At 54.8% G+C, this 20,379-nt stretch carries 18 protein-coding genes; 12 read left to right on the top strand and 6 right to left on the bottom strand.

The features are described from left to right. Positions 1-15 precede the first annotated feature (15 nt). Genes rplT through thiL form a run of 3 tightly spaced genes read left to right on the top strand, consistent with a single transcriptional unit; the run spans position 16 to position 2,257 of the window. Positions 16-396 (top strand): 50S ribosomal protein L20, encoded by a 381-nt coding sequence (gene rplT / locus HMPREF1628_RS07230; RefSeq protein ID WP_034510308.1) that lies wholly within the window; start codon positions 16-18, stop codon positions 394-396. A 2-nt stretch (positions 397-398) separates the two neighbouring features. Beyond that, a complete protein-coding gene (locus HMPREF1628_RS07225; RefSeq protein WP_034510306.1) occupies positions 399-1,247 on the top strand; it encodes a TrmH family RNA methyltransferase in 849 nt (282 codons plus the stop codon). Beyond that, a complete protein-coding gene (gene thiL / locus HMPREF1628_RS07220) occupies positions 1,244-2,257 on the top strand; it encodes a thiamine-phosphate kinase (RefSeq protein WP_034510305.1) in 1,014 nt (337 codons plus the stop codon). The genes HMPREF1628_RS07225 and thiL overlap by 4 nt, the downstream gene beginning before the upstream one ends. Before the next feature lie 121 nt (positions 2,258-2,378). On the opposite strand, the gene HMPREF1628_RS07215 is transcribed toward thiL, so the two are convergent. The 3 genes from HMPREF1628_RS07215 to rpmB all read right to left on the bottom strand — a co-directional run bounded on the left by HMPREF1628_RS07215 (position 2,379) and on the right by rpmB (position 6,400). Beyond that, the gene (locus tag HMPREF1628_RS07215) at positions 2,379-4,436 is read right to left on the bottom strand and encodes a CocE/NonD family hydrolase (protein ID WP_034510302.1); all 2,058 of its coding nucleotides are present in this window, start codon (positions 4,434-4,436) and stop codon (positions 2,379-2,381) included. A gap of 14 nt (positions 4,437-4,450) precedes the next feature. Continuing rightward, entirely contained in the window at positions 4,451-5,977 is a 1,527-nt protein-coding gene (locus tag HMPREF1628_RS07210) for a peptide MFS transporter (protein ID WP_052038980.1), read from the bottom strand. Between the two features lie 231 nt (positions 5,978-6,208). After that, complete coding sequence (gene rpmB / locus HMPREF1628_RS08905; RefSeq protein WP_072341093.1) at positions 6,209-6,400, bottom strand: 50S ribosomal protein L28; 192 nt, start codon at positions 6,398-6,400, stop codon at positions 6,209-6,211. A 222-nt stretch (positions 6,401-6,622) separates the two neighbouring features. Here rpmB and HMPREF1628_RS07205 point away from each other — a divergent pair, with 222 nt between their 5' ends. The 9 genes from HMPREF1628_RS07205 to HMPREF1628_RS07165 all read left to right on the top strand — a co-directional run bounded on the left by HMPREF1628_RS07205 (position 6,623) and on the right by HMPREF1628_RS07165 (position 15,083). Beyond that, positions 6,623-8,212: a hypothetical protein gene (locus HMPREF1628_RS07205; RefSeq protein WP_034510300.1), complete on the top strand. Its 1,590-nt coding sequence runs from the start codon at positions 6,623-6,625 to the stop codon at positions 8,210-8,212. Then, complete coding sequence (locus tag HMPREF1628_RS07200) at positions 8,209-10,317, top strand: ATP-dependent DNA helicase RecG (RefSeq protein ID WP_034510298.1); 2,109 nt, start codon at positions 8,209-8,211, stop codon at positions 10,315-10,317. Before HMPREF1628_RS07205 ends, HMPREF1628_RS07200 begins: the two co-directional genes overlap by 4 nt. Before the next feature lie 19 nt (positions 10,318-10,336). After that, positions 10,337-10,900 (top strand): 16S rRNA (guanine(966)-N(2))-methyltransferase RsmD, encoded by a 564-nt coding sequence (gene rsmD / locus HMPREF1628_RS07195; RefSeq protein WP_034510296.1) that lies wholly within the window; start codon positions 10,337-10,339, stop codon positions 10,898-10,900. Further along, complete coding sequence (coaD, locus tag HMPREF1628_RS07190; protein ID WP_034510294.1) at positions 10,897-11,373, top strand: pantetheine-phosphate adenylyltransferase; 477 nt, start codon at positions 10,897-10,899, stop codon at positions 11,371-11,373. Before rsmD ends, coaD begins: the two co-directional genes overlap by 4 nt. Before the next feature lie 12 nt (positions 11,374-11,385). Beyond that, a complete protein-coding gene (locus HMPREF1628_RS07185) occupies positions 11,386-12,090 on the top strand; it encodes a hypothetical protein (protein ID WP_034510290.1) in 705 nt (234 codons plus the stop codon). Positions 12,091-12,163: 73 nt separating this feature from the next. Then, the gene (locus HMPREF1628_RS07180; protein WP_052038979.1) at positions 12,164-12,727 is read left to right on the top strand and encodes a YceD family protein; all 564 of its coding nucleotides are present in this window, start codon (positions 12,164-12,166) and stop codon (positions 12,725-12,727) included. Next, complete coding sequence (gene rnc / locus HMPREF1628_RS07175; protein WP_034510287.1) at positions 12,724-13,458, top strand: ribonuclease III; 735 nt, start codon at positions 12,724-12,726, stop codon at positions 13,456-13,458. The genes HMPREF1628_RS07180 and rnc overlap by 4 nt, the downstream gene beginning before the upstream one ends. A 12-nt stretch (positions 13,459-13,470) precedes the next feature. Further along, positions 13,471-14,379 (top strand): bifunctional DNA-formamidopyrimidine glycosylase/DNA-(apurinic or apyrimidinic site) lyase, encoded by a 909-nt coding sequence (gene mutM, locus HMPREF1628_RS07170; RefSeq protein WP_034510282.1) that lies wholly within the window; start codon positions 13,471-13,473, stop codon positions 14,377-14,379. Positions 14,380-14,426: 47 nt separating this feature from the next. Beyond that, complete coding sequence (locus HMPREF1628_RS07165) at positions 14,427-15,083, top strand: response regulator (RefSeq protein WP_232219417.1); 657 nt, start codon at positions 14,427-14,429, stop codon at positions 15,081-15,083. Between the two features lie 37 nt (positions 15,084-15,120). On the opposite strand, the gene HMPREF1628_RS07160 is transcribed toward HMPREF1628_RS07165, so the two are convergent. The 3 genes from HMPREF1628_RS07160 to cydD are packed head-to-tail and all read right to left on the bottom strand — an operon-like array spanning position 15,121 to position 20,269. Beyond that, the gene (locus tag HMPREF1628_RS07160; protein WP_052038978.1) at positions 15,121-16,770 is read right to left on the bottom strand and encodes a sensor histidine kinase; all 1,650 of its coding nucleotides are present in this window, start codon (positions 16,768-16,770) and stop codon (positions 15,121-15,123) included. An 11-nt stretch (positions 16,771-16,781) separates the two neighbouring features. Next, positions 16,782-18,560, bottom strand: coding sequence for a thiol reductant ABC exporter subunit CydC (gene cydC / locus HMPREF1628_RS07155; RefSeq protein WP_034510274.1), 1,779 nt, complete (start codon positions 18,558-18,560; stop codon positions 16,782-16,784). Continuing rightward, positions 18,557-20,269: a thiol reductant ABC exporter subunit CydD gene (gene cydD / locus HMPREF1628_RS07150; RefSeq protein ID WP_232219415.1), complete on the bottom strand. Its 1,713-nt coding sequence runs from the start codon at positions 20,267-20,269 to the stop codon at positions 18,557-18,559. The genes cydC and cydD overlap by 4 nt, the downstream gene beginning before the upstream one ends. Positions 20,270-20,379 lie beyond the last annotated feature (110 nt).

The following is a 20,379-nucleotide window of genomic DNA, read 5'->3' as shown; positions in this document are numbered from 1 at the left end:
TAACAGGAGACTTTCATGGCACGAGTTAAAAGGTCTGTAAACGCTCGTAAGAAGCGTCGCACTACTCTTGAGCGCGCATCCGGCTACCGCGGTCAGCGTTCCCGCCTTTACCGTAAGGCTAAGGAGCAGGTTACCCACTCAATGGTGTACTCCTATCGCGACCGTCGCGCTCGCAAGCGTGACTTCCGTCGCCTCTGGATTCAGCGCATCAACGCTGCGGTCCGTGAGAACGGTATGACGTACAACCGCTTCATCCAGGGTCTTAACCTGGCTGGCGTAGAGGTTGACCGCAAGATGCTTGCTGACCTGGCTGTTTCGGATCCGAAGGCGTTCACCGCCCTCGTCGAGACCGCGAAGGCCGCTCTTCCGGCAGACGTTAACGCTCCGAAGAACTAAGCATGTCGGCTGATTTTCAGCCACGTTCCAAACGCCCGGCTTTGCTGGACAATCCGAATGCTGATCGCATTCGTAAGGTTGCAGCATTGGCCGGGCGTTCGGCACGTAGGCGTAGTGGTGAAGTTCTTGTAGAAGGGCCGCAAGCGGTGCGTGAGGCCGTGCGGTTTTGCGGCAAAGACCTGGTGGATGTCTATATTTCACAAGAGGTGGAGCAGCGCGATCCGCAGCTTCTGCGTGACGCGTTAAAGGCAACCCGTTGGGTTCACCCGATGACGGAGCAGGTAGCCAAGGCTATGTCCCCTTCGGCGCAGGGTGTTGCCGCTGTGGTCAAGGATTTCCGCACCGATGGTCTGCCCAAGGTTGATTGGGATTTCGTTGTGATCATGGGGCAGACTCAAGATCCGGGTAATGCGGGTAATATCATTCGAGCGGCGGATGCCGCTGGGGCCGACGCCGTGATCGCATGTTCAGGAACGGTTGACGTTTCATCTCCAAAAGTTGTGCGCGCTTCGGCCGGCTCTGTTTTTCATTTGCCCTCGATCGTGAACGTTGGTTTCGACGAGGTCGCGGAGTGGGTGAAGTCCCGCAAGATGTCTTTGGTGGCCGCGGATGGACACGGTAGCGTGAACTTGTTTGATGCTCAAGATGGCATGGAATCGCTCGATCTTGCCGCGCCCGTGGCCTGGGTGTTTGGTAACGAGGCGCACGGTTTTGCACAGCTCGATGAATCGGTTTTTGATCATTCCGTGTCAATTCCGCTGGGCGGGCACGCCGAGTCGTTGAACGTCTCAGCAGCCGCCGCGATTTGTCTGTTTGCCACTGCAAAGGCGCGCCATAGAGTGCGGATATGAGTAGCGAAGGACAGCTGATTGCGCGGATGCGCGAAGTGCTCCCCGAAGGGACGCGAACAATGCTTGGATCAGGTGATGATTGCGCATTGGTTGAGGCGCCGGAGGGGAGTTTTCTCGTTACAACGGACGCGCTCGTGGAGGGGCAGCATTTTCGACGTGATTGGTCTACTCCTCGTGAGATTGGGGCGCGGGCTGCGGTCCAAAATCTCGCCGATATCGCAGCGTGCGGAGGCCGCGCCTCGGGCCTCGTGGTCGCAATGGTTATCCCTCCTGGAAGCGATGAGGATTGGATCCTCGAGGTTGTTTCGGGCTTCGGTAGTGAGGTAGCGAAAACTGGTGCAGGAGTTATCGGAGGAGATATCACGAGCGGGAGAGATTTCACGCTGGCGGTCACTGCATTTGGTTATTGTGACCGCCTCGTGACGCGCGCACAAGCAAAGCCGGGTGATGTAATCGCTTACGCGGGCGATATTGGGGTTAGTGGCGTTGGATTGGCGTTGCTACAAAACCATGTGGTAAACCCCGCCCTCCGCAGCGCAGAAGCGCTTGGATTCTATCATTATCCGCTCTCGTTCTATCGGGTTCCTAAGGTTCCGCTCCAGGCGGGACCTATAGCTGCTAACGCGGGCGCAACTGCAATGATCGATGTTTCAGATGGTCTTGGTATTGACCTCTCGCGGATTGCGAAAGCATCGAAAGTTTCAATGCGATTGTCTAGGTCATTTTTGAAAAATATTGTCGATGAACACCAGCCGTGGCTCGATGTTGCTTTAAAACAGCTGGATGTGGGGCAACTTAATACTTGGGAACTGGTCGAGAAGATAGGACTGTTCAACCGCGGAGAGGATCACGCGCTGCTGGCCACGTTCCCGTCGGATATAAACGTGCCGCCCCCGTTCAGGATTATCGGTGACGTGACCGGCGGGGAAGTAGGAACGGTCACGCTTGATGACGAGTCGTATCCGGCTGGTGGATGGGATCACTTGCAAAGACGATGTAATTACTCCTGATCATCATGCAGAGCAAGTAAGGTGGTCGGTTCCAGAAGTGCCAGTGCCAGTGTTTTCACGTTCACGTTTTAAGTTGAATAACCACCTAAGGTGGTTATTCAACTTAAAATCCAGTAGGGGGTTAGGAAGCTTCTCTTGGAATGGTACGCTTCCAAACTTTTGCGAAAATCTCTTCGTCGCCGTCGTAACATTTGACGTCTGATTCAGTATAGAAATTGGCGTCGTCACAAGTAATACGGGTATCGGCTTCCACCCGCGCTTGCCAGTCAAGTTCTGGGCGTTCTAGCTTGATCCGCCACTGCGACTCTGTACGCGCCGTGGTGGGGTCATCCCACTGTATCCAATATCGTTCTACTGAGTCCTCGTCAAAGTGCAACCCGTCAGGATAAATGCGGGTACCGCCATATGCGGGATCTACTTGCAGTAGGGTAGTTTTTGCAACTACATCGGTGCAGATAAGCCGTTCTGGCCTGCGCGATCCGGCCAGTCCAGCTTCCGGATATTTCACGTCCAATGGCACGGGTTGCACTGCCTCGTCGAAATGAATAGCGGCATCAAGTTTCGCGCGTTCACTACCAGCAGCGGGGATCGGCCGGACAGGTAGCTCGATATGAGAACCGGTTAGATCGAGGGTGATCATACCCGAATCGGGTTGTGGCCAGATCCACGGCCAGTACGCGTTAGAGATTGCAATGCGCAGGACGTGGCCAGCCGCAAAGTGATATCCAATTCCAGTCATCGCGAACTCCACGTCCACCCATTCATCCGTGGGCATTGGAACTGCCTTGTCACGACCTTCGCGGGAGCTAAGGTTAAGTGCTCCACGAGTTACCAGCGTTGATTCACCCGCGGGTGAGACGTCGTTCAAACGCGCGTAGAGTTGCCCGCCGCTAGCTTGGGTTTTCACACGCATTTTTAACTTCGCATTTCCCAAGATCTCGAACGATTCAGTTACTTCGAAGTCGACCGTTACCGATCTGCCATCATCAGCTCGCTGGTCTACAGGTAGATCAGCTGCATTTCCAAAGGGGAAATACCTTCCTGCAGCTTGTCCCGTATCATGAGGAGAATCAACGAGAACATGACCAGCATTAGTTTTTACCGTGTTTATACAGCCTTTTTCGAAGTTGAGAGTGGTTGGCACGATGTTTGGGGACGGCCAACTGGTTTCAGCAACCCAACGTCCGGGCATTTCATCGTAGACGGAACGAGGTGGAATCGGATCTGTTATCCAAGTACGCAACAACGGCTCATTAACCACATCATTGGACTTTTCTTTTAACCAGTGGTCCCACCAGCGCAGGGTCTCATTTAGAAAATCTATATGTGGTCCGGGACGTAGATCACGATCGGGATACTGGTGAGACCAAGGCCCGAGTAGTCCTTTAACATTTTTGTCAAGCGCTGAAAGGTGTTCGCAAAGACGCAATACAGTGTCGCGATACGGGTCGTACCAGCCACCTACAGCCATAACAGCAGCATTTATTTGGGAGTAGTCTTCGCATACGGAGCCGTGCTCCCAATAGGAGTCTCTTCTTTGGTGACTCAGCCACGTGTCGATGTATGGCTCCATTCGGTTTAGTCGATACTCCCACTTCTCTCGCCACTTTTCACCCCAAACACGTTTGTCTAAGGGGCGTGACTCGAAGGCCAACATAGTGGCAGCCCATGCGTGCATGTCAACACCCAGCATCGACCCACCAAGGTAGTGCACGTCGTTGTCGTACCGATCGTCTGTCGAGCAGGTGGTGACAATTGCTTTCAACGGTTCTGGGTGCAGTGCAGCCAGCTGAAGCGAGTTGAAGCCGCCCCAGGAAATGCCGAACATTCCCACATTGCCTGTGCACCAATCCTGTTGTGCGATCCAGTTGATCACTTCAACGCCGTCGGCGTGTTCTTGAGGGCTGTACTCGTCTCCCGGTACGCCTTCGGAGTTGCCGTGGCCTCGAATATCGACTCGGATCGAAGCATAGCCATGCCCGGCGTAGAAAGGGTGCCGTTCGTAATCGCGTGGGGCTGTCCAGTCTCCGGCCCTGTATGGTAGATATTCCAAAATGGCAGGTACTGGATGATTGGTCTGTGGCATCCAACGCTTCATCCAAAGTTTTGTTCCATCAGATAAAGGGATCCACTCTTCTATCACTTCGTGTTCAAAGGGGAACTGCTCAATGTATTTCATGTTTGAGTCGCCTCCTAGACAACGTGCTTCATACGTTTACGCATCCACGGTGTTAGAGCCATAAGTAGTATTGCGTAAACTACGATGATGATTCCTTGAATACCGAAATAAAATGCTGCATTTTCGTATGTAAAGAATTTAACGATTTGTGCCTGGATACCCTGCGCTAGTGCCATTGCGGCAAACCAAAGTGCCATAGTTTGAGAGGCAAATGCGCGCGGTGCGAGCTTCGTGGTTGCGGACATCCCGGAGGTCTGCAAGATCAAATCTCCAAGCCCGAGGAAAACGTAGCAAGAGACCATCCAAATGCTCGACATAAGGGCGCCACGCGGGGTTAAGGTTTGACCGAGTGTGACCATTAGAAATGCAACACCACCCAGCATCGTACCCATGCCAACTTTCGAAGCCACATGAGGTTGCCGTTTGCCAAGTTTTACCCAGATACAAGCAAGAACAGGTCCCATTATGATCTCGACGATCGCAGTTAAAGATATGTACCAGGTGGATGGGTAGGAAAAACCTCCGATCGTGTTTGAGGTTTGTTCCAGGGCCAGGAAATTCAAAGTATTGCCTGTCTGGAAGTACGTGAGGTTGTATGCCACAAGGGCGATAAGCAACAGGGAAAAAGGCAAAAGATTGCGTTTTTCCGTAGGGGTAACAGAATCCGAACGTCCCATCCAGATAATAAAAACAAAAGGAACTAACGCAGAAACTCCGGTTACCAGGTTCACCAGCGTTCCCAAAGTGGCATCGGTGGCGAAGAAAAAAACGAGGCCAATTACAATTGCTGTTGTAGCAGCCGCGGTAGTTTTCCAAAAATTTGCATCAAATTCGAAGGAGTTTTGGATTCGTTGTGATCTTTCCTTCCCAGCAAACGAGGAACGTCCGCGGATAAAGAAAAATATTCCGATAATCATCCCCACTGCGGCCGCTGCGAATCCAAGGTGCCAGTGGTAGGTTTGACCAAGAAAACCAGCAACGAGCGGGCCCAAGAAAGCGCCGATGTTGATTCCGGAATAATAGATTGAAAACCCTGCGTCGCGCCGTCTATCGCCTTGCTCGTATAGCTCTCCGACCATTGTCGAGACATTTGGCTTCAATAGACCCGTACCGAGAATAATTAGAGCTAAACCGACCCAGGTTGAGAACTCTCGGGGGATTCCCATAAAAATGTGTCCGCTGGCAATAAGGACGGAACCCCATAGAACGGAGCGATACGTACCGACAACTCGGTCCGCTATCCAAGCACCGACGAGGGCCAACAAATAAACTAGAGCACCGTATGCTGCTACCACAGAAGATGCGGTTTGCTGATCGTAGCCTAGTCCTCCTGAGGCTATAGCGTCGGCGAAGTAGAGAGCCAAGATAGCTTGGAAACCTAAATATGAGAAACGTTCCCACAGCTCCAGATTGAAAAGTGCTGCCAATCCACGAGGATGGCCAAAAAATGACGTGTCGGCGCGAACATTTCGGTCTTGTTTGCGCGCTTCAGAAATAGACGTGGAAGGGGAGACCATCGAATTAGAGTTCTGGTCAGACATAAATAATCCTTAATTCCCATAGAGAATACGCGAGGGAGCACGCGCGAAATGACCGATTAGTGCGCCAAATATCCTCCTAATCTTGGGATCATCATTCGCCAGGATAACAAACTAGCCCGTTGCGTCAACAGCTAAGATGTTCCCGTCTTATTAAGGAATTCAAGATGGGCAGGGCCTGGCGGTATAAAAAATTCGCCCTCTTTCGAGGGCGAACACAGTAAGAGCGGTAGCTTAGATAGCGCGGGTAACGCGCTCGCTCTTGATGCAGGTGGTGCATACGTTGAGGCGCTTAGGGGTGCCATTAACGACTGCACGCACACGCTGAATGTTGGGGTTCCAACGACGGTTGGTTCGCACGTGGGAGTGCGAAACGCTCTTGCCGAAGCCGGGTCCCTTGCCACACACGTCGCACTTAGAAGCCACGGTTTATCTCCGATTCCTAGTAAAGTCTCATACAACTGTTCATTTCTGAACACTGCTGGGGCACACGGGTACGCGCACCTCAGGCAACCTGTTTAGACTATCGAAATGAAGGCTCCTTTGCCAACTATCGGGGCGTGTTTTTGTGTCTAGTGGACCACAGTATGGGCTTTGCTGGCAGTTAGACTCCCTCATTTAGTCCGTGTCTTATGAGACCATTTGTCTATGACCAGCCAGTATCGTTCCGCACTGAGCGGGGAAGACATTGTTCAGTTTATCGACCGTTGCGGCGAGGCGCTTGATGCGCTCGCCCCATTCTTGGATGACTTGAATGCTTTGGGCGGGTCAGATTTTGATACGGGAGCTAACGCGGCTCGTTCGTTCGCCGCGGTAAAACGGTTAATGCAACGCTCTGGCGAAGAGGTAGATTCGGCGTCCACGTTCTTACAGGCACTAACGGTGTATGCACGGGCGGGGTCCGCGGGCCATGTGGGCATACTGATAACGAGCATTATTGCGGCATTGTCATCGGCTACCTCGGCAAACGAGGTAAGACCGATTGATATGCGCGCATTCCTCGCGTCTCTTCCAAACGCGCTGGAGGATGCTTTTTCAACGCCTGCCCCAGAGCTAATGGAGATGGCTACGGCGGCACGAGCGGTGGCGTTGGATACGCCGGATCCGATTGACGCGGCGCACATGATGGTTGGCCGCGCATCGATGGTGGTCCAGGATGCGCTAATAGAGGCTACTAGCGGGTGGATAAACCCGGGTGCGTGCGTGTTCGCAGTGATGATTTCGGCGCTGCATTCGGTCTACGAGAACTCTCTTGCTCCACTTGAGGTAGCGCGTGACATGATGCGTTCGCTCGCGCAGTCGACGAAGATCTCAAAAAGTAGCGAGGCTCCGCATGAGGGGGCGCAGTTCTCCGTTGATTTTCACGTAGATTGCATGGCGGAGGACCTTGCGGAGTTCCGGGCGAGTCTGGATGAGCGGGGCTATCGGTATTCGATGCAGGGTAGCGCGGATCAGCTTGGAATGGGTACGTGGCGTTTCCACATTGACGCATCCGACCCCGCCGCGGTTTTACCCAAGGTTGGGTGGACGCGCCATATCGTAGTTAAGGATGCCCGCTATGGGGAGTTGATTGGATATGACGAACTGGCCGTGCAAGAAGAAGAGTCGGGCGTTTTGTATCTTTCTCGCCCCACGTGGCAGCGCCCCGAAACTGTGCTCGTAATTGCTCTGTTGCGTAATGAGCATTTCTTGGAGGAGGTTGCCTCTACTGGAGCGCACGTGATTTTGAATCCGATTCGTCAGGACGCGGTTTTGATTTCTGAGCTCATGCTGTCAGCTCCCTCCCGGGTAAGCCTTGTGGTGGCAGGTGATGAGGACGCCGCTGAGGTTGCGATGCGCGCGAAAAGGCTTGCTCTAAAATCTGCCGAAGTTTTTGTGGTGAGTGATACGCCGCCTTATTCTGACGTGGCGGTAAGCGTACTTGCGGGGAAGGCAGCGCCCATATTCATGCCGCAGGTGGGGGATCGAACGGCCAAGATCACTCGCGATCTGCTCGAGTCGGCGGCGAGGGCTGCGAAGGCACGCGTTGCGGTCCTAGAGGAAGCGGACCCGCAAACGGTGTCATTCTCTCTTAAGCAATTGGTTGGTTACGGGCTGGAACGAGTTGTGATGATCGCGCCTGAACCGGACATGCTTCTGCGACATTCGATTGAGATGGCGCTTGATGATCGCGGAGCCACGCAGTACGTGGAGTATGCGCGTGATAATCGCACCCAGGTGGTGTTGGTAAATCGATGAGTGCTTCCGTTCCTAGCAAGCCGCAGTTACTTGATTCGCCGTTGGATCGTCTGCTCGGGCCGCGCACGGCTAAGAAGATTGCCTCCCTAGGGCTGGAGACGGCGTCAGATTTGCTCATGTTCTTCCCGCGGCGCTACGGGCATTGGGGCAAGCTAACTCCTCTCGCAGCGATTCATGAGGGAGAGGACGTGACGTTGCTCGCGCAGGTGGAGTCTGCGCAGCTGGTGCGCAACCGCAATGGGGGAGTGCGTCTATCAGTTGAACTTACGGACGGCTACAAGAGTATCAAAGCAACTTTTTTTGCCCGCCATCCGGGCGCGCTGTCGGTGCATGAGAGGATGCTTACTCCCGGGTCGTCGCATTTATTTGCGGGAAAGGTATCTTCCTATCGCGGTCGCCTGCAGTTGACCCATCCTGATTTTGAGCGGTTTGAGCAGGGTGATGCGAAGGATCGCGCGGATCGTCCGATCCCGATTTACTCGGCTAACTCGAAGTGTCCAAGCTGGCTTACGTCTAAGTCCGCGAAGATTATTGCGGCGATGTTGAAGCCCGGTAATGTCCTCGATCCAATTCCGCCAAAACTGCGCGAAGATCGCGACCTCATGACGTACGTTGAGGCGCTGAGGCAGTTACATGATCCACAATCTGATGAGGAAATTGCGCGTGCCAAACTAACCGTTAGATGGGCCGAAGCCCTCACTTTGCAAACGGCTTTGCTTCGCCGTCGTGCCCGCAGTAAAGATGCTACGGCGCCTCGCATAGAAGCGGGGGAAGCATTTGCTACTGCAAAGGCTGCGTTGCCGTTCACCTTGACGGCCGGCCAGGAAGAGGTCTTGGGGCAAATCCTGTCAGATATGGCGGGTGAGCATCCCATGCAAAAGTTACTGCAGGCCGATGTTGGTGCGGGTAAGACAGTGGTGGCTGGACTCGCAATGACGGCTGCGGTGGATGCGGGGTATCAGGCTGCCCTACTGGCTCCCACGGAAGTGCTTGCAGCTCAGCATGCGGTGTCACTTTCAAGAATGCTGCCCGTCCCGGTGGAGCTCCTTACGGGTTCGTCTAAGTCCAAACATCGTGGCGATGTATCTGTACTCGCATCTTCGGGCCAGCCGGCGATATTCGTGGGTACGCATGCGCTGATTCAGGATTCGCTCCAGTTTTCTAATCTGGGGCTTGTGGTGGTGGATGAACAGCATCGCTTCGGTGTTGCTCAACGCGATCGACTTCGTGAAGGCGGCCAAATAGTTCCGCACATGTTAACCATGACGGCTACGCCTATTCCGCGCACAATCGCAATGACGGTTTTTGGGGATTTGGACGCGATCACTATTCGCGAGCTACCGAAGGGCCGTAAAGAGGTTCAAACTTTCCTCGTTGATGCGGCGAATGACGCTTGGAACAAGCGTATGTGGGAGAGAGCCAAAGAAGAAGTTGTGGCCGGCGGCCGCGTGTTTGTGGTGGCTCCTCGAATAGATTCGGCCGATGGTGATGATTCGCAGTTGGCCAACGTGATCGATAGCCGCGAGATGCTGGCCAGTCTTCCCCAGCTAGGGGGTATTGAGGTTGGGTTGCTACACGGGCGCATGAGCGCAGAAGAGAAGGCTGAGGCAATCGATCGGTTTGATGATGGAACCACCCCTATCTTGGTAACAACAACGGTCATTGAGGTAGGTGTAGATATTTCTGCCGCCTCGATGATGGTTATTTTGGATGCGCAACAGTTTGGTCTATCTCAGTTGCACCAGTTGCGAGGACGAGTTGGTCGCGGTGGTCAGCAAGCGATTTGCATGGCGCACCACCGAACGGGACTTGCCCCAGAGTCGATGAAGCGTTTGGAGGCGTTTGCTTCCACTACGGATGGATTCGCGTTAGCGGAGACAAATTTGAGGCTGCGTAGGGAAGGTAACGTGCTGGGCGAGAGCCAGTCAGGTGCGCGTACTTCGTTGAAGGCCCTGCGGGTCACGCGCGACGGGGCGATTATTGAAGCTGCTCGCAAGTACGCGGAAACGCTGTTGGAAGAAGACATGTCCCTAAGCACCCACCCGCAGCTGCTGCAGTCGGCGAACCGGATGGACCGGGCCGCTGAGTGGATGGAACGCTCATGACATCGCGTAGGCTTTACGTATGACACGGATTGTTTCAGGAACGTTTGGCGGGCGCAGGCTGGAGGTGCCTGCAGCCGGTACGCGACCAACGTCTGAGCGGGTAAGAGAGGCTCTATTCTCGCGTTTAGAGAGTTGGGGAGAGGTTCGCGGAGCCAGAGTGCTGGACCTCTTTGCCGGTTCGGGTGCGCTGGGGTTTGAGGCGCTTTCGCGAGGAGCGGCCAGCGCCACGTTGGTAGATAACTCGACGGGCGCCCTAAAGGTTTTGCGCTCCAACGTGAGCAAAAACGGTTTCCCCAATGTGCGGGTGGTTCGAGCTGACGCAGCGAAGTTTGAGAGCATTCACTCTTTTAGCCTGGCATTCCTAGACCCTCCTTACGGTATTGATATGGGCCTGCTACGCAACGTGCTTGAACATATAGAGAAATTCTTAGAGGAAGACGCTCTTGTAGTAGTCGAACTGTCAGCCCGCACCCCCGAACCGCAGTGGCCATCTTCGTACCAGCGTGAGTCGGTCAAGAAATGGGGCGAAACCATGGTGTGGTTCCTAACTTTTTCGCGGCAAACCGGTAGCGTGGAGGCATGATACGCGCAGTATTTCCAGGCTCCTTTGATCCGTTCACAAACGGTCACCTCGACATTGTTAAAAGGTGCGCGAACCTCTTTGACGAAGTAATCGTTGGAGTGGGAGACAACCTGTCTAAAAAGTACTGGTTTTCAATCGAGGAACGCGTGGAGCTTGCTAAACAAAGCACGGCGGGGATGCCCGGTGTGCAGGTTAGAGCTCTTGACGGACTGTTGGCCAAGTGGTGCGTTGAAAATGACGTGGATGTGATCGTGAAGGGGCTTCGCTCCGCGGTTGATGCGGGGTTTGAGCTTCCCCAGGCTACGATTAACCGCGAGCTAGGCGATATTGAGACTGTTCTGCTCGCTACTAACCCGGCGCTTGCTCACATTTCTTCTACGACTGTTAAGGAAGTTGCGGCTAACGGTGGTGATGTTTCGTCTATGGTTAGTGCAGGCGTGAAAGAAACATTGGATATTAAGATTCGTGGCTAAGGGGGCCAAATCATGAGCGATATTTACTCGGATGATCTGCAGGGCGCGCAGGCGGGGGAGCCTATTGATGACGTGTACGGCCCTTCCACGGTGATCGCTGCTCTTGACCAGATTGAGGATCTAGTTGAGATTGCGCGTGCACTGCCTATGAGTGCTTCGGTGCTCGTTAACAAGGCTGAGGTGCTTGACTTGTTGGAGCAAGCTCGTCAGGCATTGCCCGATGATTTGGTTGCGGCGGATGCTGTGGTTGCAGATGCGGATGCGGTTATGGGGCGCGCGGATTCAGCCGCTGAATCCACTATTAATGAGGCCAATGCCAGGGCTGATGGCATTGTTGAGGACGCTCGTAAGAAGGCTGATGATTTGGCGCAGCGTTCGCGTGAAGACGCCGAGGCTGTTCGTGAGCGTGCCGCGGCAGAGGCCGAGCGCTTGGTTACAAATGCCAAGGAGCAGGCACAGCAGATAGTCGAGCAGGCTCGCGCGGAGGCCGAGGGGTTGATCGCGCAGGAGAACATCTCTGTGCAGGCTCGCGAGCGCGCTGAGGAAATCGTTAGCTCTGCGCATCAAAAGGCCATGGAACTTGCCGAAGACGCCGATCAGTACTGCGCGGATTCGCTGGAGACGCTCGCTATTGCGATTGATCGTATTGCACACCAGACTCATGCCGGCCAGGATGCAATCGAGTCTCGTCAAGAGGCCCGTCGCGCCGGGCGTTAAAATGTTTTCCTGCGTAGCCCTGTGCGAGGGGCGCACTAGCTATTTGTAGATACTTTTCTTGGAGGGATTAGCGATGGCTGATCGCCAGTTTAATGGCGCGATCTTGGATATTCGCACGCTCCCCGCAGAGCCGAATCAGGAGCGTAGCTTTCACCTTGATCTGGTGGCGCCACAGGACCTTGGCACGGTTGTGATGGAGGTGGTTCCAGGCTCTGTTGTGAGCGTTGATATTACGGTTCGTTCCCTCGTTGAAGGCGTGCTGTTTGAAGGGCGCGCTGATTCGCAGGTGCGTTCGGAGTGCGTGCGTTGCCTCGAGCCAATTGAGGGCGTGGAAACTACGGAAGTATCGCAAATGTTCTTCACTGCTGAAGCTATCGCGCGTATGCGAGAGGAGCATGGTGAAGAGGGCGTCGAAGACCTCGAGGTTTTGGAAGGCGACGAGATCGCGCTTGAACCGATCTTTAGGGATGCGATTGTGACGAGCTTCCCGTTCCAGCCTTTGTGCAAGCCTGACTGCAGGGGGCTTTGCGATGTGTGTGGCAAGAAGTGGGAGGATTTGCCGAGCGACCACATGCACGAGGTGATTGATCCGCGTTTCGCTAAGCTTGCGGCGTTGCTCGAGCAAGATGAAAAGTGAGTAAACAACAATCACGAGACGCCAGTGGGCCGGCAGGTGATCCTCTAGATCTCTTGGGACGCTGGCGAATTCAGCTGGATCCTGAACTTTTAATACTTGCTTTGACGCATCGTTCGTTTGCGTATGAGCAGGGCGATTTGCCGCACAATGAGCGGCTGGAGTTTCTTGGTGACTCGGTTTTGTCGATCATCGTGACGGAGCATCTTTTCATTAAGTTCCCCACGTGCACTGAGGCCCAGTTGTCGCGGATGAGGGGCGCTATAGTTTCGCAGGTGACGCTCGCTAAAGTGGGGCGAAGCATCGGCCTGGGAGATTATATTTTGCTTGGAAAGGGCGAGAACTTAACAGGTGGGCGCGATCGTGATTCCATTCTTTGTGACACGGTCGAGGCTTTAATTGGAGCGACCTACATTTCGCATGGCCTAGAGCCCACGCGAAGGGTTATTGAGGAACATTTGCGTCCCTTCTTGGAGGATGCGGTTGAGCTTGGCCGTTCGTCTGATTACAAGACCACGCTCCAGGAGTACACGGCGCAGGCGGGCCTTGGCGAGCCAATGTATGAAACGACGAGCCGTGGCCCAGATCATGCGCGTATTTTCAGCGCGACCGTTTCGATTGGCGGCGTTGTGATGGGCGAGGGGGAAGGCACGTCGAAGAAAACCGCGAACTCGAGCGCCGCAAAGGCAGCTTATTTCCACTTGCGTGAGGACGACCCGAAAAGCGCAGAATAGCTGGAGTGAACAATGCCTGAACTTCCCGAGGTAGAGACTATCCGCATGGGTTTAGCTCCCCATATCGTGGGGCAGACGGCTACGGGCGTAACCGTTTGGGGTGAGCGTACGGCGCGTAACCAGCCGGGCGGGCCCGCGGCGCTAGAAGATGCTATCCGAGGCAGACGAGTGGAGGCTCTGGCGCGCCGAGGCAAGTTTTTGTGGGCGGAGTTAGATAGTGGCCGTGGACTCGTGTTTCACCTGGGCATGTCAGGGCAGCTTCGGCTGAGTGATGGTGACCGTCCACGTTTTCGCCATGAGCACGCCAGAATCGTTTTGAGCAATGGCCAGGTGCTTTCGTTTGTAGATCAGCGCACCTTCGGGCGAATTGAGGTGTGTGATTGCGTTCCTACTTTGGACGGAGCTGTCGCTGGTCAAGGCGCCACTTTGGATGCGATTCCGCAGTCCGCGGCGCACATTGCGCGTGACCCACTGGATCCAGCGTTTGATCTTGACCAGGTAGTGCAAAAGATCCGCGCGTCAAGAAGCGCGGTTAAAAACCTGCTTTTGCATCAAGAGATAGTGTCTGGCATAGGTAATATTTATGCGGACGAGGCTCTGTTTTTAGCTGGCGTGCACGGCCAGCGAATGGGTAAGAACGTCCGTGTCTACGAGGTTCATCAGATTTTAGAGGCAGCCCGGGCTGTTATGCGCAGGTCGATTGAGGCGGGAGGCACCTCTTTCGATGAACTGTATGTGAATACGGTTGGGGAGCCGGGTTATTTCGCCCGCTATTTAGCGGTTTATGGACGCGTTGGGCAGGCTTGCATTAACTGCGGTACACCGATCGCTAAGGTCACTATTAGTGGCCGCTCACATCATTATTGCCCTGTGTGTCAGCCTCGCTCTGGACGGCGTAACCGAGGGGTGTCCGAAGGATAACCTACGCTGAGAAGCTCTCGGGTTTCGCATATAATCATTCAGTGGCTATGAAGAATTCCAGTACTGATTCAAATATTCGCGTAATGGTTGTGGATGACCATGAGATTGTCCGCTACGGCATTATAGAACTCGTCGGCCGTACCGAAGGATTTGAGGTAGTTGCGGAAGCCGGTAGTGTGCAGGATGCCATAACCCGGGCAGACTTGACTACTCCCGATGTGATGTTGGTCGATTTGCAGCTACCTGATGGCACGGGTATAGACATCATGAATCACGTGCGGAAATCGCTTCCCGATACGAAATGTATAGTTCTTACTTCCTTTGATGACGATGACGCGCTTGCGGAGTCATGTAAGGCCGGAGCCAAGGCATTCATTCTTAAGACTGTCCACGGCGCGGAAGTAAGTCGCGTTATCCGTCTTGTACATGGTGGCAAGGTGTTGTTGGACGAGAAGACAATCACCCGTAGGGCAGGCGGCCAGGATGATGTGATGGCCGCTTTGACGCCCGCAGAGCGACGAATCGTGGGACTCATATCAAAGGGCATGTCTAATGCTGAGATCGCTGAGACACTAGGAATCTCTGAAAAGACGGTGAAGAACCACATCACGTCACTTCTTTCGAAGATGGGACTGAAGAGGCGCACTCAAGTGATGGCATGGGCAGCGGGGCAGCAGTCAGCTCCGTGGCGTAGTCAGTCGTAGCTCCAGGCACTGTCAGCACCGAAGCCGAGCAGCAGCGTTACGCGATCGGTAATTCGCATTTTAGGGTGGTGCCCTTGTCGCTGCGTTTATCGATGCTCATGGTGCCCCCGTGTTTTTTCACGCGCTTGTCTAGATTGGCGAGTCCCGAGTTGCGGGTCCTGTTCGGATCGATCCCAATCCCGTCGTCCTCGATTTCAATATCGATCTGCGGTTCACCTTGAGTTTTTAGGTCGATATTAACGGTCACTACATCTGCTTGCGCGTGTCTGGCGACGTTGGAGAGGCCTTCGCGAACGAAGGCGGTAATATCGCTGGCTAGCTCATCGCCGAATAGGGATAGGGCCTGTTCTACGACTGGATCTTGCACGTCAGTTACCGCGCGGCCGTCGATATTCAGAAGGCAAGAGGGGGCGAAGCCGAGCGATCTTCTTGCCGCCGAAGTCACCTGGCAGATTCGCTCAAAGACGTTTGTTCCTTCAACATCATCCTTGAGGTTTTGCACGATTGACCGAACCTGTACAACGGAGTTGTCGATGGCGTCGAGGGCTCCATCTAGGTATTGTTTGGCGTCATCTGGCGCATTGATTTTCTCAAGTTCGTTCTTAGCGGCAGTTATTTGAATGCCGGCGGCAAAAAGCTCCTGAATAGCGAAGTCATGCAGGTCAGCGCTGATGCGTTCACGCTCGTTAGCAAGCGCGGTCATTTCGATGATGTGTCGCGCCTCGAATACTTCTAGGCCGAATGCCCCTTGTAGTGCAACACTTTCGGCGAAGCGAAGGTCGGGCATATCAAAGGGGATAGCGCCTTTTTTGCGAAGTAGCATGAGCACGCCAACTGCTTCATTGCGGTTCATGAGGGGTGCGTATAGGGCGGGGCCGAAGTGTCGCAGGGGAGCGAGCTTAACGTTGAGAGCAGAGTCGAACGACTCAACGATCATGCCCGCCTTCTCCGAGATCACAAAGAGGGCGCGCCCTCCTTCTGGGAAGACGGCGCCCAGCAGCTCCTCGGCCATATATCCACTGGCAAATTCGCACGCCCAAGTGCCCGCAACTGATGGGAGGATGATCAATACGGTGTCTACTTGCAACCCGTTTTGGATAGCGCCAACTACGGGTTCTAGCCCCTCATCGTCTGTCGCATCGAAGAGGGCTTGAGTTACTCCTTGGCTGGTTTCGATCCACTGTTCGTCTTGACTTACGCGCCTGGAAAGTTCAGAAACTTCTGCTTCAAGGCTGATCATTTTTGCAAAGTGTGTGGCGATGCGCAGGTCGTACTCGGTGTACGGTTCAGATTTGTCAAAAACCACGAGGCGGCCAAGCAGTTGCCCGCGCTGTAGTACGGGCACGCCAACGGCTCTCTTAATGTCAAAAGTGATGCCGGTCTGGAGAACTTGTGGGCTGATCTCGTTGAGAACAACGGGGGAGTTCGGGTGAATGTTCGCGGCTATGAGTCGCAAAAAGGTTTTTGCGGGGACGTCCATGTTCTCGAACCGGTCGTTATTTGAAATGAGAAGTGAGGGAGCTCCCCACACGTCTTGGATAACGAACAGTCCCTGGGGAGATTGCGTGAGGTCGCATACTTCGTGAACGAGTGCTCCGAGTGTGGCTTTGAGCTCGGGGTCGGCTTTAAGGGATGAGTTTGCGCTCACCACCGCCCCGGGGGAATCCGCTTGGAAAAGATCAAACATGGCGACTTGTCCTAGTTGGAGATTTCCAGACTGCCTTCGCGCGCAAGTGCCCAGCGGTAAGCGTTGTTGCCCGCGACGAGCTCGGCGTGGGTGCCGCGTGCGGTTATGGTCACTGGCTCTCCTTCATTTGCGGAGATAACCATTGCCTGCTGGGCGTGATCTAGAGGAGTTAGACGGTGTGTCACTACCAAAACGCCCAGGTCTTGGCTTTCCCCATCTACGGTCAAAAGGTCGCGGATGAGTCTGTCGGCAGTCCGGTTGTCAACGTGTTCGCCCGGCTCATCAATAAGCAGGAGGGGAGCTGGTGCGGCAAGGGCCCGCGCAAGTAGCAGGCGTCGCCTTTCACCTCCAGAAACGGTGGTGCCGCCAGAGCCGAGGATGGTTTCCAGTCCTTCTGGTAGATTGGTCCTCCATTCGTGTAGGCCCGAGCGGTCTAGGAGCGCGATCGCGTCATCTTCGGTCAACGAGGGGTTAGCCACGCGTAGGTTTTCCAGTACTGAGGTTGCGAAGATGTGCGCGTCCTCAGCGGTTAGGGAGACTCGCTTGCCCACTTCTGCGCGGTCGGCACCGTAGATGTCCACGCCATTTAAGGTTACGCGTCCAGCCTTTGGTTCAAGCATGCCTGCCAGAGTGAATAAAATAGTGGATTTCCCAATGCCCGACGGGCCTACGAGCGCCAGGCGAGAGCCGGGTTTTAGCTCGAGGTTTATGTCGGTTGCAACAATCGGGCCGCCCGGCCATCCTACGGAGAGATTTTCCGCCTTCAACACTGGGCCTTCTGCTTTCGGAATGTCCGCTCGGCTTGGCGTCTCGTCGGTGTTGAGGATTTCGTCGATGCGGGTAGCCGCGCGTGCGGAGCGGATAAGTTGAACGGCTGCAGGGCTAAGCTCGGCGGTTCCTTCAAAGGACGATAGCGGCGTGAGTACAAGCACGGCGAGTGCAACGACGGAGACGAGACCGGCGTGCACTTCTGGGATACCAAGCGCTATAGCTCCGGCCACGGCGAGGCCCATGGCTATTGCGTCGATGGCGGCAGCAAATGCTGCGGGACGCGCAGCCTGATCTTTGGCCACGGTGAGGTCGTTTTGGGTTTTGCGAATGGCGTCGCGAACGCCTTGCATTTTTCCGGATACGGCAAGTTCAGCGTAGTGGTCGGTGAGGGTCAGGGCCTCACTGGCTAATTCGGTTCGGGCCTTTTCTTCGGCAAGCTGCGCGATTCTGGCGGACCGGGCGGTGAGGAGGGGACCAACTACACCTGATAGGAGTAGGCAGACAGCTAACACTAGCGCTACGGGAAGTGACAGGAACGCAATGCCTATCACGGTACCGATGCCTGCTACTGCCGCGATCCAAGCGGGGAGTACCGACTTTACAAGCAGGTCTCCCAAGGCGTCCACGTCGGCTCCGGTGCGCTCTAAGAGGTCACCTCGTTTCAGTTTGGTGATGGCATCGGTTTTGCGCGTGGAAAGTGTGCGGTAGACATTTTCGCGAAGGTCTGCGATGCCATAGATTGCAACGGTATGTGAAGCGAGGCGTTGTACGTAGCGCAAAACTGCCTTGGATACGCCAAAGAAGCGTACCCCTACAGTGGCCACGGTGAGGAAGAGGACGGGTGGCATTTGTGAAGCGCGAGCGATGAGCCACGCAGATGTGGCTCCCAGGCCGATGGTGGCGCCAAGTCCGAGTGCACCGAGTAGTACAGCGAGGGCAAATTGCGCCTTGTTTACCTGCAGCATGGGCATGAGTCGCTTGAGTGCGGCGCGTTCTGGCTTGGTAATGAAGAGTCTCATCGGGTTTCCTCCAACAGTCGGGGCTGTTCGGTAAGGAAGAACTGTTCAATAGTCTTTTCCGCAAGCTGTGGGTAGTCCAGAATCTCCTGTTCGGTGGCGGGGCGTGATTCGATTTGTACGATGGAGTCGGCTGCATCAACTACGGCTTTGCGGTGCGCGATGACGATAACGGTTCGTCCCATGTCGCGAAGGCGAATCATTGTGTCGAGGACCTGTGATTCGGTGAGGGCGTCCAGGTGCGCGGTTGGCTCGTCGAGTATTACCCAGGGAGTTTGTTCAAGAAGGGCGCGAGTGAGGGCAAGGCGTTGGCGTTGCCCAACCGATAGTCCGATGCCTCCTTGCCCAACCGGGGTGTCCCATTTGGCCGGGAGTTTTTCCACGACTTCAAGAAAACCCGTTGCGCGCGCTGCTTCTTCAAGTTTGTCTTGTGAGACGTCAAGGCCGAAGGATATGTTTTCTCTGATAGTTCCCGGCAGTATGGCGGGTGCTTGGGGAACCCACGTGTGTTGCCGCCACCAGGAAGACGGATCGATTTCGGCTAGGTCAATTCCGCCCACTAACACGCGTCCGCGAGTTGGTTTGAGCAACCCTAGAAGAACCATAACGGTCGTGGTTTTGCCGGCGCCTGACGGGCCTACGAGGGCAGTGATCTTCCCTCTTTGGATGGATGCGTTAAGTCCGGCGGGAGCCCATGCGCCGCGTGCGGCGACGTGGAGATCTTCAATCTGAACGAGGTCCTGGGCTAGATTTGGTGCCTTGATGCTACCGTCGGTTTGGACGGGCTCTTCGAGAATCTCGAAGGCGGCGTTGGCGGCGGCTACACCGTCTGCCGAGTTATGGAACTGCTTTCCAACTTCACGCAGGGGTAGGTACACCTCGGGGGCAAGCATGATTACGATCAATCCGGCGTATAGAGAAATGTTGCCGTAAACCAGGCGCATGCCAACCTCAACGGCAACAAGTGCGACGGACAGGGTGGCGATGAACTCCAAGATTGCGCCAGAGAGGAATGCGACGCGAAGGGTTTGCATGGAGGTTTTCGCGTGGGTTTGTCCCAGCTGATGCACGTGTTTGTTAGGCGCTTTCTCGCGACCGAGGGCTTTTAGGGTGGCGAGGCCGGCGATGAGGTCAAGAAGCTGGGACCCAAGCCGCTCCATGGTCTTCAGTTTCTGGTCGGAATACTCCTGGGTGAGTTTGCCGACCAGGATCATGAAGATAGGGATAAGAGGGATGGTGAGTACCGCGATGAGGGCAGAGAGGAAGTCGTAGTAAAGCATGACGGCTAAAGCCACGGGAGTGACCGTCATTGTCATGAGTAGCTGCGGTAGATAGGACACGAAGTATGGTCCTAGGTCATCTAGGCCGCGGGTTATGAGCGTGATTGTGTCGGTGCCTTTGCGGGCTAGCCAGCGGGGGCCGAGCTTGGTGACGTGGTCAAGCACCTGCTCGCGAAGTTCAATAATGGCATCATTTGCTGCGCGGTGTGCACGTGAGTTTAGAAGATAGACCAGGCCGGCTCGCACGGTCACGATTACCAGCAACGTAATCACCCACGGGAAGACGTCCGTAAGGGTTTTACCTTCGGAAATAACGGGGGAGATGGCCGAGGATATCGAGATTGCCTGTGCAAGTACGAGGACTGCCGTGAGCGTGCCAAAAATAGTGATGAAGATGATGTATTTCTTGGCCGCTGCCGCGTATGTCAGCAATCGTTTATCCAGGGGTTTCACGCTTACCCGTCCTGCACTTTCCTACGGATTCAAGTGGAATACACATCTTATATTAGAGATGCGGGGCTGACCGTGCATTGGTCAGCCCC

Origin of the sequence: Actinomyces sp. S4-C9 (assembly GCF_000758775.1) — a bacterium.
GTDB classification, from domain to species: Bacteria; Actinomycetota; Actinomycetes; order Actinomycetales; family Actinomycetaceae; genus Gleimia; species Gleimia europaea.
Note: the sequence above shows the minus strand (reverse complement) of the source record. Positions and strands in the feature narration are given on the sequence as shown.

Coding starts and splice junctions, on each gene's coding strand:
- rsmD (WP_034510296.1), top strand. CDS start 10,337: ATGACACGGATTGTTTCAGGAACGTTTGGCGGGCGCAGGCTGGAGGTG.
- HMPREF1628_RS07165 (WP_232219417.1), top strand. CDS start 14,427: ATGAAGAATTCCAGTACTGATTCAAATATTCGCGTAATGGTTGTGGAT.
- HMPREF1628_RS07185 (WP_034510290.1), top strand. CDS start 11,386: ATGAGCGATATTTACTCGGATGATCTGCAGGGCGCGCAGGCGGGGGAG.
- HMPREF1628_RS07215 (WP_034510302.1), bottom strand. CDS start 4,436: ATGAAATACATTGAGCAGTTCCCCTTTGAACACGAAGTGATAGAAGAG.
- HMPREF1628_RS07225 (WP_034510306.1), top strand. CDS start 399: ATGTCGGCTGATTTTCAGCCACGTTCCAAACGCCCGGCTTTGCTGGAC.
- thiL (WP_034510305.1), top strand. CDS start 1,244: ATGAGTAGCGAAGGACAGCTGATTGCGCGGATGCGCGAAGTGCTCCCC.
- rplT (WP_034510308.1), top strand. CDS start 16: ATGGCACGAGTTAAAAGGTCTGTAAACGCTCGTAAGAAGCGTCGCACT.
- HMPREF1628_RS07180 (WP_052038979.1), top strand. CDS start 12,164: ATGGCTGATCGCCAGTTTAATGGCGCGATCTTGGATATTCGCACGCTC.
- HMPREF1628_RS07205 (WP_034510300.1), top strand. CDS start 6,623: ATGACCAGCCAGTATCGTTCCGCACTGAGCGGGGAAGACATTGTTCAG.
- HMPREF1628_RS07210 (WP_052038980.1), bottom strand. CDS start 5,977: ATGTCTGACCAGAACTCTAATTCGATGGTCTCCCCTTCCACGTCTATT.
- mutM (WP_034510282.1), top strand. CDS start 13,471: ATGCCTGAACTTCCCGAGGTAGAGACTATCCGCATGGGTTTAGCTCCC.
- coaD (WP_034510294.1), top strand. CDS start 10,897: ATGATACGCGCAGTATTTCCAGGCTCCTTTGATCCGTTCACAAACGGT.
- cydC (WP_034510274.1), bottom strand. CDS start 18,560: ATGAGACTCTTCATTACCAAGCCAGAACGCGCCGCACTCAAGCGACTC.
- HMPREF1628_RS07200 (WP_034510298.1), top strand. CDS start 8,209: ATGAGTGCTTCCGTTCCTAGCAAGCCGCAGTTACTTGATTCGCCGTTG.
- HMPREF1628_RS07160 (WP_052038978.1), bottom strand. CDS start 16,770: ATGTTTGATCTTTTCCAAGCGGATTCCCCCGGGGCGGTGGTGAGCGCA.